This is a genomic window from Neisseria zoodegmatis, assembly GCF_900187305.1.
Classification (GTDB): Bacteria; Pseudomonadota; Gammaproteobacteria; order Burkholderiales; family Neisseriaceae; genus Neisseria; species Neisseria zoodegmatis.
The window spans coordinates 2,182,467-2,197,268 of the sequence record NZ_LT906434.1; the positions used below are offsets into that span (position 1 = coordinate 2,182,467).

13 protein-coding genes are annotated in these 14,802 nt (G+C 54.8%); 4 read left to right on the plus strand and 9 right to left on the minus strand.

Annotated features, from left to right (window positions below; translation table 11 throughout):
• Positions 1 to 173 precede the first annotated feature (173 nt).
• Positions 174 to 797, plus strand: coding sequence for an NUDIX hydrolase (locus CKV66_RS10255; protein WP_085362822.1), 624 nt, complete (start codon positions 174 to 176; stop codon positions 795 to 797).
• Positions 798 to 900: 103 nt separating this feature from the next.
• On the opposite strand, the gene prmB is transcribed toward CKV66_RS10255, so the two are convergent.
• The 9 genes from prmB to CKV66_RS10300 form a co-directional block, all read right to left on the minus strand.
• Positions 901 to 1,800, minus strand: a complete 900-nt coding sequence (gene prmB / locus CKV66_RS10260; RefSeq protein WP_085362910.1) for a 50S ribosomal protein L3 N(5)-glutamine methyltransferase — start codon at positions 1,798 to 1,800, stop codon at positions 901 to 903.
• A gap of 97 nt (positions 1,801 to 1,897) precedes the next feature.
• Positions 1,898 to 3,100, minus strand: coding sequence for a tryptophan synthase subunit beta (gene trpB, locus CKV66_RS10265; protein ID WP_085362821.1), 1,203 nt, complete (start codon positions 3,098 to 3,100; stop codon positions 1,898 to 1,900).
• Positions 3,101 to 3,293: 193 nt separating this feature from the next.
• Positions 3,294 to 3,911 carry a phosphoribosylanthranilate isomerase gene (locus CKV66_RS10270; protein ID WP_085362820.1) on the minus strand — a complete coding sequence of 206 codons (618 nt, stop codon included), beginning with the start codon at positions 3,909 to 3,911 and terminating at the stop codon, positions 3,294 to 3,296.
• A gap of 155 nt (positions 3,912 to 4,066) precedes the next feature.
• The gene (gene trkA, locus CKV66_RS10275; RefSeq protein WP_085362819.1) at positions 4,067 to 5,470 is read right to left on the minus strand and encodes a Trk system potassium transporter TrkA; all 1,404 of its coding nucleotides are present in this window, start codon (positions 5,468 to 5,470) and stop codon (positions 4,067 to 4,069) included.
• A 270-nt stretch (positions 5,471 to 5,740) separates the two neighbouring features.
• A complete protein-coding gene (locus tag CKV66_RS10280) occupies positions 5,741 to 7,531 on the minus strand; it encodes a M48 family metalloprotease (RefSeq protein ID WP_085362818.1) in 1,791 nt (596 codons plus the stop codon).
• Between the two features lie 11 nt (positions 7,532 to 7,542).
• A complete protein-coding gene (locus CKV66_RS10285) occupies positions 7,543 to 8,145 on the minus strand; it encodes a LemA family protein (protein ID WP_085362817.1) in 603 nt (200 codons plus the stop codon).
• Positions 8,146 to 8,330: 185 nt separating this feature from the next.
• Positions 8,331 to 9,389, minus strand: coding sequence for a hypothetical protein (locus CKV66_RS10290; protein ID WP_085362816.1), 1,059 nt, complete (start codon positions 9,387 to 9,389; stop codon positions 8,331 to 8,333).
• 146 nt (positions 9,390 to 9,535) lie between these two features.
• Positions 9,536 to 11,257 carry an arginine--tRNA ligase gene (gene argS / locus CKV66_RS10295; RefSeq protein WP_085362815.1) on the minus strand — a complete coding sequence of 574 codons (1,722 nt, stop codon included), beginning with the start codon at positions 11,255 to 11,257 and terminating at the stop codon, positions 9,536 to 9,538.
• 226 nt (positions 11,258 to 11,483) lie between these two features.
• Complete coding sequence (locus CKV66_RS10300; protein WP_085362814.1) at positions 11,484 to 12,245, minus strand: cold shock domain-containing protein; 762 nt, start codon at positions 12,243 to 12,245, stop codon at positions 11,484 to 11,486.
• 179 nt (positions 12,246 to 12,424) lie between these two features.
• On the opposite strand from CKV66_RS10300, the gene pxpB reads away from it, so the two are divergent.
• Genes pxpB through pxpA form a run of 3 tightly spaced genes read left to right on the plus strand, consistent with a single transcriptional unit; the run spans position 12,425 to position 14,728 of the window.
• Entirely contained in the window at positions 12,425 to 13,075 is a 651-nt protein-coding gene (gene pxpB, locus CKV66_RS10305) for a 5-oxoprolinase subunit PxpB (protein WP_085362813.1), read from the plus strand.
• On the plus strand, positions 13,072 to 14,001 hold the full coding sequence (locus CKV66_RS10310; protein ID WP_085362812.1) for a 5-oxoprolinase subunit C family protein: 930 nt from the start codon (positions 13,072 to 13,074) through the stop codon (positions 13,999 to 14,001). The genes pxpB and CKV66_RS10310 overlap by 4 nt, the downstream gene beginning before the upstream one ends.
• Positions 13,991 to 14,728 (plus strand): 5-oxoprolinase subunit PxpA, encoded by a 738-nt coding sequence (pxpA, locus tag CKV66_RS10315; RefSeq protein WP_085362811.1) that lies wholly within the window; start codon positions 13,991 to 13,993, stop codon positions 14,726 to 14,728. The genes CKV66_RS10310 and pxpA overlap by 11 nt, the downstream gene beginning before the upstream one ends.
• Positions 14,729 to 14,802: the final 74 nt, after the last annotated feature.

Sequence of the window (14,802 nt, forward strand, 5' to 3'; positions counted from 1 at the left end):
GATATGTGCAGGAGCAGGCGCATTATTTTCAGACGGCCTGTATCCTGAAAAACGGATGTGCGATACTTTATCACAAGCATGAAGCTTTGTTGATATTGCATAAATCATCATTACATATGTAAAGCGTTCGGCTTGGCACACAGGCCGTCTGAACACAACAAGCAGGTACACACATGACCTACACCGAACTTGCCGGTTTTTTACAACAAGCGGCACGCTATCCCGCCGATGCGGCCAAGAGGCGCAATGCCCTGTTCGCTCCGACCGCCACCCGCGAAGCCGCCGTTTTGCTGGGTATGGTGTGCCGCGACAGCCGATGGCAGATTCTGCTTACCCGCCGCAATGCCGCCCTGCCCGAACATGCGGGGCAAATTGCGCTGGCCGGCGGCAGAAAAGACGCAACCGACACCAGCCTCACCCACACGGCGCTGCGCGAAACGGCGGAAGAAACCGGCATCGGCGCCGAGCATTGGCAAACCTTTCCGCACTTCCAACCTTACTACACGCCTTCGGGCTATGTGGTGTCGCCCGTACCCGCGCTTTGCACCGGCAATCCGCCCACCTTTCCGAACGCAGCGGAGGTGGAAGAAATTTTCTACCTGCCGTTACCTCTCGCCTTGGACACCCGTTCTTATCAAAACCGCACGCTCACGCACAACGGCCGCCGCATCGACACCCCCGCCCTGCCTTATCTGCATTACGACATTTGGGGGCTGACCGCGATGATTCTGTACGATCTGGCCGACCGCTACCGTCAATACCGACAGACGTCGGGCGCTTCCGGCTTGTCGTTTTAAAGCGTGAAACGGGTTCATAGCATAAGGCCGTCTGAAAACTCGCATAACTCGTTTTCAGACGGCCTCTTTTTACATCATATTAATAGTGCCAACCAAACATCAATCACTCTTCGCCCAACAGCTGTTCACGCGTCAGCAAGAACACGAAGCCGTCGCCGCCGCTGGTTTCCAGCCAAGTGAACGGCAGTTCGGGATACGCCGCTTCCAGCACGTCGCGGTTGTGGCCGATTTCCACCAGCAGCACACCCTTCGGATTCAAAAACTTCGCCGCGTTAAGAATAATCTCGCGGGTTGCATCCAGGCCGTCTGAACCGCTGCCCAACGCCAGCTCCGGCTCGTGCAGGTATTCTTCGGGCAGCGCTTCCACCGATTCGGCATCGACATAAGGCGGGTTCGACACGATTAAATCGTAAGTGCCTTCCAAGCCTTCAAACAAATCGGTGTGAATCAGATTGATGCGCTCTTCCAAGCCGTAGTCTTCCACGTTGATGGCCGCGACTTCCAAAGCGTCCAAACTCAAATCCACCGCGTCGATTTCGGCATCGGGGTAATGGTAGGCCATCTGAATCGCCAAGCAGCCGCTGCCCGTGCACAAATCCAAAGCGCGGTGAACCAATTCGTCGTGCTCGATCCACGGCGCCAACGGCTCGCCCAGCAGTTCGTAAATAAAGGAACGCGGCACAATCACGCGCTCGTCCACATAAAAATCAAAATCGCCCTGCCACGCCTGATTGGTCAGATAGGCCACGGGCAAACGCTCGACCACGCGCTTTTCAATCAAGCCCAACACTTCTTCTTTTTCGCTGTCGAGCAGCTTGGCATCGAGATACGGGTCGAGTATGTCGAGCGGCAGGTTTAAGGTATGCAGAATCAGGTAAGCTGCTTCATCGTGGGCATTGTCGCTGCCGTGGCCGAAATGCAGGCCGGCTTCGTTAAAACGGCTGACGGCAAAGCGCAAAATATCGCGCACGGTGGATAATTGCTCTGCGGCTTGGGAAAATATCATGTCGTTACACTCAATATAAAAATCATCATGGATTCGGGCGGGCGGCGAACCGTTTTCAGACGGCATGTTCAGACGGCCTCAACCCGCTTTTTAATTACAACTCAATACCTTTCAACTTCGCTACGGTATTGATGTCCTTATCGCCGCGGCCGGACAAATTCACCAAAATCACTTGGTCTTTGCCCATTTTCGGCGCTTCGGCCACCGCCCACGCCAGCGCGTGGCTGCTTTCCAGCGCGGGGATAATGCCTTCGTATCGGCACAGCAAATCAAAGGCTTCCAGTGCAGCATCGTCGTTGGCGGCATGGTATTCGACGCGGCCGATGTCGGCCAGATGGCTGTGCTCTGGGCCGATGCCCGGGTAGTCCAAACCGGCGGATACGGAATGGGTGCCGACAATTTGGCCGTGCTCGTCCTGCATCAGGTAGCTGCGGAAACCGTGCAACACGCCGATCGGGGCTTTGCTGGTAATCGGCGCGGCATGTTCGTCTGTATCCACGCCTTTACCGCCCGCTTCCACGCCGACCAAACGCACGTTTTCTTCGCCGATATACGGGTGGAACAAACCGATGGCATTGGAGCCGCCGCCCACGCAGGCCACGGCCACATCGGGCTGGCGGCCGATGGCTTCCTGCATCTGCTCTTTGGCTTCGTTGCCGATCACGCATTGGAAATCGCGCACCATTTCGGGATAAGGCGCGGGGCCGGCGGCGGTGCCGATGATGTAGAACGTATCGTCCACCCGCGCCACCCACTCTCGCATGGCTTCGTTCATAGCGTCTTTCAACGTGCGGCTGCCGCTGTCCACGCCCACCACATTGGCGCCCAGCAACTTCATGCGGAACACGTTCGGCGCTTGGCGTTGGATGTCATCCGCGCCCATGTAAACGTGGCACTCCATACCGAAACGCGCGGCCACCGTGGCACTCGCCACGCCGTGCTGCCCCGCGCCGGTTTCGGCAATCACGCGTTTTTTGCCCATGCGCTTGGCCAGCAAGGCCTGACCGATGGTGTTGTTCACTTTATGCGCACCGGTGTGGTTGAGGTCTTCGCGCTTGAGCCAGATTTGCGCCCCGCCGAGTTTTTCACTCAAACGCGCGGCATGGTAAACCGGGCTGGGACGGCCGACGTAATGTTTCAAATCGTGGCGGAAAGCTTCCCAAAAGGCCGGATCGTTTTTGGCTTCGCGGTAGGCTGCGGCCAATTCTTGCAGTGCGGGAATCAGGGTTTCGGAAACGTACACGCCGCCGTGTTCGCCGAAAAAGCCTTGTTCGTTGGGAAATGAGTAGTTTTGCATAAAGGTTCCTAAAAAATGGCGCTTGGGTTGTCTGCCAAACTATGCGGCACAATCTGCATCGCAAACTGTGGCTCTGTGCCTGCATCTGTAAAAATCTAAAATCAAGCGGCTTGAAATATGAGGCCGTCTGAAAAACTGCAAAGCCGTTTTCAGACGGCCTCACAGATTAACTTACTTAAAAACGCAACGGCTGTTACGACCGGGCCGCCGCCACAAAAGCGGCAATTTTGGCACTGTCTTTGATGCCGCCCGAAACTTCCACCCCGCCGGACACATCCACTGCCGCCGCGCCGCTGATACGCACGGCTTCGGCTACATTCTCCGGCGTGAGTCCGCCTGCCAAAACCCACGGTTTATCGAGCTGTTTCGGCAGCAGCGTCCAATCAAACTGCTGCCCCGTGCCGCCGTATTCGGTCGGATGATACGCATCAAACAACAAGGCGCGGGCGTTGGGAAACTGCGTGCAGGCCGTCTGAATATCTTCCGCGCTCTGCACACGCACGGCTTTCAGGTAAGGCCGTCTGAACTGCACGCAAAAGGCATCGTCTTCATCACCGTGAAACTGGATCACATCCACCGGCACCTGCCCCAAAATATCGTGAATACGCGCGGCATCTTCGTTGACAAACAAGGCCACCACGCTCACAAACGGCGGCAGCACGCACACAATTTCGCGGGCTTGAGCCACCGTAACGCAACGTTTGCTCCTGCCGTAAAACACCAAACCGATAGCATCTGCACCTGCCTGCGCGGCGGCGAGTGCGTCTTCGGGTCGGGTAATGCCGCAGATTTTGACGCGGATAGGGTTCATCATCGGCCTCTTGAGTGTTGGTACTTTTATTGATATTGACGCAATACGGAATGCGCCGCTGCATACACTTGCAGATATATTGAGGCCGTCTGAAAAAATGTTCACAACACACGGCCAAAGTTTTCAGACGGCCTCATGCGGCAACCGCATTACCGTCAGCCGAAGAAGCCCATTTTCACTTCAATCAGCTTTTCCAACTCGCGCAATACGCGGCGGCGGGATACGAAGAAAATAATGTGATCGCCGTCGGCCATTACTGCATCTTCTTTGTGCCCCATAATCACTTCGTCGTCGCGCACCAAAGCGGCGAAATGGCAGCCCGGCGGCCATTTCACTTCGGAAACACGGCGGCCTACCAGCGCGGAAGTGTGTTTGTCGCCGTGTACCACCACTTCGATGGCTTCGGCCGTACCGCGCCGCAGCGGATGCACCGCCACCACGTCGCCGCGGCGGATGTGCGCCAAAATCGAGCCGATGGTAATCAGGTGTGGCGACACGACAATGTCAATCTTGTTGCCTTCGAGCAAGTCCACATAGCTGGAGCGGTTCACAATCGTGATCACGCGCTTGGCACCGAGGTTTTTGGCGAGCAGGCTCGACATGATGTTGTTTTCGTCGTCGTTGGTCAGCGCGCAGAATACGTCGATTTCGTCGATATATTCGGCTTCGAGCAGCGTTTCGTCGGAAGCGGAGCCTTGCAGCACTAAGGTGTTGTCGAGATGTTCGGCCAACCATTCGGCGCGGTGCTGGTTAAATTCGATGATTTTGATGTCGTATTGGGTTTCAAGCTGCTTGGCCAAACGGTAGCCGATGTTGCCGCCGCCGGCAATCATGATGCGGCGGTTTTGCTGCTCTTTCGGCCGCAGCTCACGCATGATGGCGGCCACGTCTTCGGTTGCCGCTACGAAAAATACTTCGTCGCCTTCGATAATCACGGTTTTGGCAGACGGCACGATGAGATGGTTGTTGCGGTAGATGGCGCAGATTTGACAGTCCACGCCTTCGGGGAGATGCCGGTTGATTTGGGAGATCTCTTTATTCACCAGCAAACCGCCTTTGCGCGCCTGCACAATCACCATGCGCGCTTTATCGTCGGCGAAACGCAGCACCTGCAAGGCACTGGTGTAGCTGATCAATCCGACCAAACGCTCGGTGACCAGCTGCTCGGGGCTGATGGATTCGGTGATGTCGAATATAGACAGGCTGTTGCCTTCTTCTTCGTCGCCGGGCGCGCCGTATTCCAAATAGTCGGTAGAGCGCACGCGGGCGATGCGGCCGGGAATATTAAACAGGTCGGCGGCCAATTTACAGGCGACGATATTGGTTTCGTCGCTGCGGGTCAGCGCCAGCATCAAATCGGCGTCGGCGGCTCCGGCGCGCTTCAACACCAAAGGCGATGCGCCGTTGCCGAGCATGGTTTGAACGTCCAAACGGCTGCCGATGTTGTGCAGGGCATTTTCGTCTATATCGATAATGGTGACATCGTTGCCGGGCATGGAAGCAAGATTTTGGGCGACGGTAGAACCTACCTGCCCGCTGCCGAGTATCAGTATTTTCACGTTACGGGTATCGGTTGAAACAAAGTCTGTATTCTAAACCAAAGGCGGAAGCGGCTAAAGGCCGTCTGAAATTTATACGGCGATATATCAGGCAAAAACCATCATGTGCATACTCAGCAATTGTTTTCAGACGGCCTGATGTCTTTTTAAAACAAGCTGCTACGAAATCTACACATGGATAGCTTTCTGCCCAAACGGGTCAGGCGGCAAAGCAATGGCATACCAAAGAGAAAGCCGCTGCATGTCGGCAAAATCAAAAAACGCACCGAGTCAACGGCAATATATCTTCACCACAGTCCACGCCTGCTCAGACCAATCTGCCGCACCGTTTTCAGCCAAGATACGGCGGCAATGTTCACCAATCTGCGAGCGTTCGCGGCGCTCCAAGCCCGCTATCCTGTGCAAGGTTTGCGGCAGTTCGCGGGCAGCCAAATGATTCAGACGGCCTCCCTCTGCAGCCCACGCCTGCACGGCTTGTGTGGCGGCGGTGTGAATATTGTAGTCGTTTTCATGCTTCGGCTGCTTAAACCATTCCAGCCATGCGGCAGCCTCCAGCCATAACAGCGCGGCAGACGGTTGCAGCGTTTCGTTTTGAACGAGGCTGTATAAGTCGTTTTTCAGGCTCTGCCTTTCCTGTTCGGTCAAAGCAGCAGCCGAGGGCAGCAGGTATTCGAGCAAAGCGCGGTGCAGCGGCTGAGGCAGCGGATGTTGGCGCAAGCGCCGATAAAACGCCGCGCGCAACGGAAACGCCGTTTCCCAAATTTGGGCAATCCGCTCTACGGCCTGCGGCAGAAACAAGGCGGTTAAGACAACAAACAGGCGTTCGCCGTCGCCTTCCGCACTCAACCAATGCCTCGGTGCAATGCGCAACAACTCTGCCACCCGCCCTGCCGCTTCAAGATCGTATGCGCGGATGGCATCGGCGGTTTGCCGGTTGAGGCGCGCTTGATCATATTCCGCCTCCGCAGCCGAAAAATCGGTTTGGCCGTCTGAAAAAGAAGCAAAAGAAGAAGTAACGTAAAAGAAATCGGTGCTGACAGATTGCGCTTCGCGGATTTCATTTTTCCAACGCCGCGCCTTAAAAGGACTCAACCGCTCAATCCGCAGATAAATATCGGGATGCGTCGCCGCCAGCTTGTCGAAAATATCGGCCTCATGCACGCCTTCAAACATAAAGTGCGCGTATTCAGCCGCAAAAGGAGAGCTAAACCGTCTGTTCGGCGCCACCGCCACTTTATATAAAGCCGAAGCCAAGCCGTCGCTTTGGCGCGTAAACTGAACGGCGGAAGCGTCTGCCAAAAACTCACGCTGCCTGCTGATGGCCGCCTGAATCCAGCTTGCGGCCAACGAACCCACAAAGCCCAAACACAGCAACACTACACCCAAAAACATGGTCGGCAGGCCGCGGCTTTCGCCGCTGCGCAACGAAGACCCGGTATCGCCGTGCATAAAAAAATGGCCGAGGCTGGTTATCATCTGCAAACCGTACAGGCAGCCGCACAACTGCATATTGCGGCGCATATCGCCGTTAAGAATATGGCTGAATTCATGCGCCACTACCGCCTGCAACTCATTGCGGTCGAAACCTTGAACCGCACCGCGTGTGATGCCGATAACGGCATCATTCTCGCTCATGCCTGCCGCAAAAGCATTCAGGCTCAAATCGGGCAGCACATACACCTTAGGCATACGCACGCCCGAAGCAATGGCCATTTCTTCCACCACATTCAGCAAACGCCGTTCGGCCAAACCCGCTTTGCCGCGCGTTATCCGCATGCCGCCCAAAGCTTCGGCAACCACATGGCCGCCTGCCGAAAGCTGGCGCAAACGCACCCATCCCGCACCTATGATAACCGCCGAGATGGCTGCAAACACCACAATAAAAATGGTTTTGCTGTACCCGATGCCGGAGCCTTCGGAAGGCGGCACGATGTAGAACGAACAGATAAGCGCGGTAACATAAGCAGTCAAGCCGGCCACCGACATCACGGCCAAAGCATACAGGCACAAAAGCCCGCTGCTGATGCGGCGGGCGTCTTTCTGATATTGACGGAAACGCATAATCAGGCTGCTCAACGGCGCAATTCAATCTGCGGCGCACGGCTGATTACCGCATGGTCGTCAAATTGCAGCATGGCCGCGTTGTGCCGGTGTCCGAAAAAATCGGCCAACAACGATGCCGGGAAGGTTTCGCGGGCGTTATTGTAGGCCAGCACTGCATCGTTATAGGCTTGGCGCGCAAACGCTACACGGTTTTCCGCACCGGCCAACTCTTCGGTTAACGCTTGCACCGAACGGTTGGCCTGTAACTCGGGATATGCCTCCACCGTCACGCTCAACTGGCGCAAAGCGGCGCTCAACTGATGTTCGCCCGCCGCCAATGAAAGAATATCCACCGTGTTTTCATCTGCCCTGCCGACGGCAGCCGATTCCAACAACCCCGCCGCATGATTGCGCGCCTGAATCACGGCTTCAAGCGTTTGGCTTTCATGCTCCAAATAAGCCCGCGTGCTTTCCACCAGATTCGGAATCAAATCATGCCTGCGCTTGAGCTGCACTTGGATTTGTGCAAACGCATTGCGGTATTCATTACGCGCACGCACCAAACGGTTGTAAATCACGATCGGCAGCACCACCAGCACGCCTATCAACACCAGCAAAACCAACCAACTCATCACATACCTCTTCACATGTCATATTATGTGTTTATATTATCAGGATATTGCAGGCAATGATAGAAAGAATCCTGCCGGCATACCGCTTTTAAAGCCAATCAATAAACAGGCCGTCTGAAAACGAATTTCAGACGGCCTGCATCATGGTTTACCGATAATCGGCTTCACTCTCTGAAAGGCTGCACTTAAGGCGCAGGTTTGGCAACGGCTGTTGCGCCTACCGCACCCTGCCACTCTTTATCTCTCTCTTCAGAAGAGGTGTAACCGGTTAATACGCTGCCGTTTTTGCCGTATAAGCCGCCGATAAAATGTCCGTCGGGCACCACTTTCGTGCTTTCGTTACTCAAAAACATCAGATTTCCGGCTACGCTACCGCGCTCATCCACATTCACAAAAGCAGGGCTTTTGGGCGTTCTGCCTTGATGCAGCTTCCACACACCGTCTTCACGCGAAGTAATGGTCATGCTCAACGTTTTATCCTTACCGTAATACACGGCCTCGACATCCGCCTCAGAAGGCTTGTTAGGGTAAGCTTTGTATTGATACAGCATTTTGCCGTTGTAGGTAATGTTTTCAAGCCCTACCGGACGCTTCATCAAAGTCGGATCGGCATACTGCATAAAGTAATGGTGATCAACCGCATACTGTTCACGGTTATCGTCCAGTCTCTGTTCGGCCACGCGGGCATAACCGTAGTAGCCGACCAATGCCCCCTCCAGATCGCGCAATGTTTCTATTTGGGGTTGGCCGGTGAAATGATGAGGCTGAATAATGTCGAGTTCGATTTTTTTCGAGCCTTCATTGAATATCATTTTAAAGAAACCGTCTGTTATCAAACTACCTTTGGCATACGGGCTTAAACGGGAGAATACTTCCTGATCCGAAGGACGGGCTTCTGCTTGAGGCTTGGAATTGTCGGTTTTCGGCAATTCAGGCGCAAGTTCTTGTTTGGGCTCTTGCTTGGGTTCTTGTTTGGGTTCTTGTTTGGGTTCTTTTTTGGATTCTTGCTTGGGTTCTTGCTTAGGTTCTTGCTTAGGTTCCTGTTTTGGCTCTTCTTTGGGTTGAGATCCTTCTTTAGAAGAATTTTGTCCGTCCGAATCTTGAGCTTTATCAGCCGATTCTCTATTTGCGCCGGGAGCCTCCAGTTGCGGATTGGGCACGGCAACAGGCGCTTTTTGGCCGCTGCTTCCGCAAGCTGAGAGTATCCATGCAGCAATGATGGTGAGCGTAACGTTTGATTTCATGGTAAATGATTCCTTATTGTTATAATGGAAAAGTTTTGCCGGACAGAAGCTTCGTTCTGTCCGGCATGGTTTTGACAGTTATGTCGGCCGCTATAGTATCATATTAACGGCTTGGAGTTGTGAATATACTCAAACATCCGAGCGGATCACATCACATCCAGCGTTTCAATGCCCAGCAATTCCAAGCCTTGTTTCAGGGTTGCGCCGGTCAATTTGGCCAATTGCAACCGGGTGTTGCGGGCCTCGCCTTGTGCTTTCAGAATCGGGCAGGCTTCGTAAAAACGGCTGAACAGGGTGGCTACTTGGTAGAGATAGCCGGCCAAATAATGCGGGTGGGAAGTATCGGCGGCAGACTGCAACACGTCTTCAAATTTCAGCAATTCAACGGCAAGCTGTTTTTCCAACGGTTCGGTCAACACCGGCGCGGCGGTTTCGTCCCACTCCCCTGCTTTGCGGAACACGCTTTGCACGCGGGTGTAGGCGTATTGCAGGTAAGGCGCGGTATTGCCTTCGAAACTGAGCATGTTGTCCCAATCGAACACATAATCGCTGGCGCGGTTTTTGCTCAAGTCGGCGTATTTGACCGCGCCGATGCCGACGGTACGGCCGATGGCTTCGGCTTCGTTTTCAGCCAATTCGGCATTTTTGCTCTTTACCAACTCGGTTGCGCGCTCAACCGCTTCGTTGAGCAAATCCACCAGCTTCACGGTATCGCCGCTACGGGTTTTGAACGGTTTGCCGTCTTTGCCCATCATGGTACCGAAGCCGATAAATTCGGCCTGTACGTTTTCGGGCAGATAACCGGCTTTGCGCGAAGTGGTAAAGAGCTGCTCAAAATGCAGTTTTTGGCGGTGGTCAACCACATACAGCAAACGGTCGGCTTGAAGTGTGCCTACACGGTAACGCATACAGGCCAAATCGGTGCTGGCATAGAGAAAACCGCCGCCTTGTTTTTGCACGATAAAGGCAGCCGGATCGCCGTCTTGGTTTTTAAATTCGTCTAAAAACACCACTTTGGCACCGTCGTCGTCCACAGCCAAACCTTTAGCGCTCAAATCATCGACTACGGCCTGCAAATCGTCGTTGTATATCGATTCGCCGGCCACATCGTCGGGCGTGAGCAGCAAGCCCAGCGTGTCGTAAACATTCTGCGCGTGCTTCAGAGAAATCTCGACAAACTGCTTCCACAAAGCCAAAACGCGCTCATCACCGCCTTGCAGCTTCACCACATATTCGCGGGCGGTGTCGGCAAACGCCGCGTCTTCGTCGAAGCGCACTTTGGCATTGCGGTAAAACTGTTCCAAATCGGCCAGTTCAAACTCCGCATTGTCTTGCTGTTGTTCCACCATATAGGCAACCAACATGCCGAACTGTGTGCCCCAATCGCCCACATGGTTTTGGCGGACAACCTTGTGGCCTAAAAAGCCGAGAATACGGGCGATGCTGTCGCCGATGATGCTGGAGCGCAAATGGCCGACATGCATTTCTTTGGCCAAGTTGGGCGAAGAATAATCGATCACGACGGTTTGTTTGCGTTCCGCTTCTTGTACACCCAAACGTGCAGTGTCAGCCAAGGCTTTTTGCAGGCCGTCTGAAAGAAAGGCGGGGGCAAGGCGCAGGTTGATGAAGCCGGGGCCGGCGACTTCGGCGCGTTCAATCACGCTGCTGCCGGATAAAGCATCGGCCACTTTTTGCGCCAGCTCGCGCGGGTTTTGTTTGGCCTGCTTGGCGGCTCCCATCACGCCGTTGATTTGAAAATCGCCGAAATCGGCATTTTTGGCGGGCTGCAAAACCACGGGCGCGCCGGCAATTCCGGCGGCGGCAAATGCCTGTTCCGCTTCGCGGGCGACGGTTTGATGTAGATTCATGTAGATGCTCTGCTGATTGAATATAGATAGAAAGTGTAAAGGCCGTATAAAACGGCCCTGATTCGGAATGGCGTTATTTTAAAAGAAATCGGCCGTCTGAAACACCTTTTTCTTTCACAAGCTGCCTGCCGTGATATTTGGCTCTTACGGCAAATGCGGGCAATCAATAAGGCCGTCTGAACATGATTTTCAGACGGCCTCGTTATTATTCCCAAGCAATGAGGTTTTATTTTTTCTTATGGCTGCCGTCGCCGTGAGACCAAATACCGCCGCTGCGGCTTTCTTTGGTTTCGTCGCTGCCGTTAAACATGCCGGCCAGCTTGGCACCGATGCTGCCGTCGTCACGCTTATCCATACCTGCCTGCTTGATTTCCGAAGCAAACTGCTCTTCACACGGAACGCCGTCTTTATCGTCGTCCAACTTCACATTCGGGCATTTTTGCAAGAAATATTGCGCTTCGGCAAAAGACTGCATTTGCGAGCAGTATGTCCGCCCGTCGCATTGAAACGGAGAAGCATCGCGTTTGCGGCCTGACGACTCCACCGCGCGTTTCCATGCTTCGCGTTCGGCCATCATTTTGTCAGCCACTTCATCAACGATCACTTCGGTGGCGCGGCTGTGGGTTTGCTGATCCTGCCAATAACTTAGGCCGTAGTAGCCTGTCGCACCCAACAGGGGAATGCCCACCAAGGCCGCTACCATGCCTTTGAGCCATAGCGACAGGTTTTTCGGCGAATCTTCTTCTGCTTCCCACTCAACCTCAACCGGCTTGCGGCGGCGGTTGGTATATTCGATGTTTTTGGCTTCTTCCGTACCGTGGCTGTTGCTGACGATATCAAACGATACGGTTTCGCCGTCGCGCGGGGGCGGGTTTTCGGTTTCAAATTCGCCGATGTGGGCGAAAATTTCAGATTTGGTTTGTTCTTCTTTGATGAATCCGAAGCCGAGCTCGTAGTCCCAGCGCATAATGGTTCCGTAATAGCGCATGCTTTCCCTTTTTAATTTTGTCTTTATGCAATCGCTATATTTTAAAAGAAACCGGTGCCAAACACACCTTATTTTTTCTGTTTGGCGGGCTTCAAAACGGCTTTTTCAGACGGCCTTGACAAACCCATTGAAAAGATTAAGATAAAATCACTACATAAAATAACAAAACGCTACAAATCATGTCTGCAATCGAGATTACCCCCATCAGCGAATCCGCATTGGTATGCACGCTTCCGCCGCCTGCTGTGTTGGAAAAGCAACAGCGGCTGTGGGCATTTGCCGATGCCGTTCAGGAAATGCCGCAAACCGCCGAAGCCGTAACCGGCATGAACAACCTCACCGTGTTTCTCCACCCCGATGCAGACTTGGCCGAATGTACGCAGGCGCTGTATGCGTTGTGGCCGACCGTTTCCGTGCGCCGCAAACAAGGCCGGCATGTTGAAATCCCCGTGATTTACGGAGGCGAATACGGGGCGGACTTGGCCGAAGTGGCGGAGTTTCACGCAACAACTCCACAGGAAATCGTCCGCCGCCATACCGAGCCGGTGTACACCGTATTTATGATGGGCTTCCAGCCCGGCTTCCCCTATTTGGGCGGCTTGCCCGAACACCTGCATACGCCGCGCCATGCCGTGCCGCGCACCGAAGTGCCTGCCGGATCGGTGGGCATCGGCGGCAGCCAAACCGGCGTGTATCCGTTTGCCTCGCCCGGAGGCTGGCAGATTATCGGCCACACCGACATCGCTTTGTTTCAGACGGCCTCTTACCCGCCTACCCTGCTCCAAGCAGGCGATACGGTGCGCTTTGTGGCGGAAAGGATTTGCTTATGATGCACGTTATCCAAGCGCCCGCCCTTGCCCATATCCAAGACTTGGGGCGCTTCGGTTTGCGCCGTTTCGGTGTTGGACACGCCGGAGCGATGGACACGCTTTCCCTACGCGCGGGTAATCTGTTGCTGTGCAATCCCGAAAATGCGCCGGCCATAGAAATCACGCTCGGCGGTTTGACCGTTTCTTTTGAACACGATACGCCGTTCTGCATCACCGGCGCGGTGTACGAGGCCGAACTCGACGGCGAACCGGTGTATTCCTATTGGCGCTACACCGCGCGGCGCGGCCAAACGCTCAAACTCATCCGCGCCGTGCAGGGCATGTACGGCTACCTGTGCGTTTACGGCGGCTTCGACGTACCGGAAGTGTTCGGCTCGCGCAGCACCGATTTAAAAGCGGCTTTCGGCGGTTTTCAAGGACGCAGGCTTCAGGAAGGCGACAGCATTCCGCTCAACATACGCGGCGCCGAAGCCAAGCGCGTCGGCATCGCCCCGCCCACGCCGTCGCACCGCATCCGCGCCGTTCCCTCTTCCGAATACGCTGCATTTACGCGGCATTCACACTCGCTGCTGTGGCAAAACGCATGGACGCTGCAAAGCAACAGCAACCGCATGGGCTACCGTTTTGAAGGCGCGGAGCTTACCACCGCCGAGCCGTTGGAAATGCTTTCCCACGCCGTCCAATTCGGCACCATACAAGTACCGCCGAGCGGCAAACCGATTATCTTGATGGCCGACGCGCAAACCACCGGCGGCTATCCCAAAATCGCCTCAGTCGTTGCCGCAGACTTAGGGCGTTTGGCACAAATCCGCTTCGGCAGCAAAATCTTTTTTCAGACGGCCTCCATGCAAGACGCCGCCCACCTGCTCAAACAAAATCAAATTTATCTCAACCAAATCAAAAGGATTGCGGAAAATGCACGTTGATTTAAACGCCGACTTAGCCGAAGGCTGCGGCAATGACCACGCCCTGATGCAGCGCATTTCGTCGGCTAATATTGCTTGTGCGCTCCATGCCGGCAGCGCGGCGGAAATGCAGAAAGCCATCGCTTGGGCCAAACAATACGGCGTGCGCATCGGTGCGCATCCGGGCTATCCCGACCGCGAAAACTTCGGCCGCACCAACATGACGCTGCCCGAACAAGAATTGCGCGCCTATCTGCAATACCAGCTCGGTGCGTTGCAGGCTTTGTGCGAGGCCGCAGGCGTTCAGACGGCCTATGTCAAACCGCACGGTGCTTTGTATAACCAAGCTGCCACCGATCCCGCTCTGGCCGAAATCGTAGCCGACACCGTGCGCCGCTTCAATCCCGAACTGAAACTGATGGCACTCTCCGGCAGCCTGTTGCTCGAAGCCGGGCAAGCCGCCGGTTTGGAAGTGATTTCGGAAGTATTTGCCGACCGCCGCTACCTGCCCGACGGCAAGCTCGTGCCGCGCACACGCCCCGATGCCCAAGTGGACAGCGACGAAGAAGCCATCGCCCAAGTGTTGCAAATGGTTAAAGAAGGCACAGTAACGGCGGTGGACGGCAGCACGGTTAAAGTGCGCGCCGACAGCATCTGCCTGCACGGAGACGGCGCCCATGCACTCGAATTTGCCGACAAAATCAGCCGCGCACTCCAAGCCCGACAGATTGCCATAAAGGCCGTCTGAAAATATCCCGTTTTACATTGAACCAATCATAACAACGGCTGTCTTGTTTAAACATTCTTGTCTTTTTTGACATT

What these genes read in the sequence shown, in the direction of transcription:
- CKV66_RS10255 (WP_085362822.1), top strand. Translation starts at nt 174, where the DNA reads ATGACCTACACCGAACTTGCCGGTTTTTTACAACAAGCGGCACGCTAT.
- trpB (WP_085362821.1), bottom strand. Translation starts at nt 3,100, where the DNA reads ATGCAAAACTACTCATTTCCCAACGAACAAGGCTTTTTCGGCGAACAC.
- CKV66_RS10270 (WP_085362820.1), bottom strand. Translation starts at nt 3,911, where the DNA reads ATGAACCCTATCCGCGTCAAAATCTGCGGCATTACCCGACCCGAAGAC.
- CKV66_RS10280 (WP_085362818.1), bottom strand. Translation starts at nt 7,531, where the DNA reads ATGCGTTTCCGTCAATATCAGAAAGACGCCCGCCGCATCAGCAGCGGG.
- CKV66_RS10285 (WP_085362817.1), bottom strand. Translation starts at nt 8,145, where the DNA reads ATGAGTTGGTTGGTTTTGCTGGTGTTGATAGGCGTGCTGGTGGTGCTG.
- CKV66_RS10290 (WP_085362816.1), bottom strand. Translation starts at nt 9,389, where the DNA reads ATGAAATCAAACGTTACGCTCACCATCATTGCTGCATGGATACTCTCA.
- argS (WP_085362815.1), bottom strand. Translation starts at nt 11,257, where the DNA reads ATGAATCTACATCAAACCGTCGCCCGCGAAGCGGAACAGGCATTTGCC.
- CKV66_RS10300 (WP_085362814.1), bottom strand. Translation starts at nt 12,245, where the DNA reads ATGCGCTATTACGGAACCATTATGCGCTGGGACTACGAGCTCGGCTTC.
- pxpB (WP_085362813.1), top strand. Translation starts at nt 12,425, where the DNA reads ATGTCTGCAATCGAGATTACCCCCATCAGCGAATCCGCATTGGTATGC.
- CKV66_RS10310 (WP_085362812.1), top strand. Translation starts at nt 13,072, where the DNA reads ATGATGCACGTTATCCAAGCGCCCGCCCTTGCCCATATCCAAGACTTG.
- pxpA (WP_085362811.1), top strand. Translation starts at nt 13,991, where the DNA reads ATGCACGTTGATTTAAACGCCGACTTAGCCGAAGGCTGCGGCAATGAC.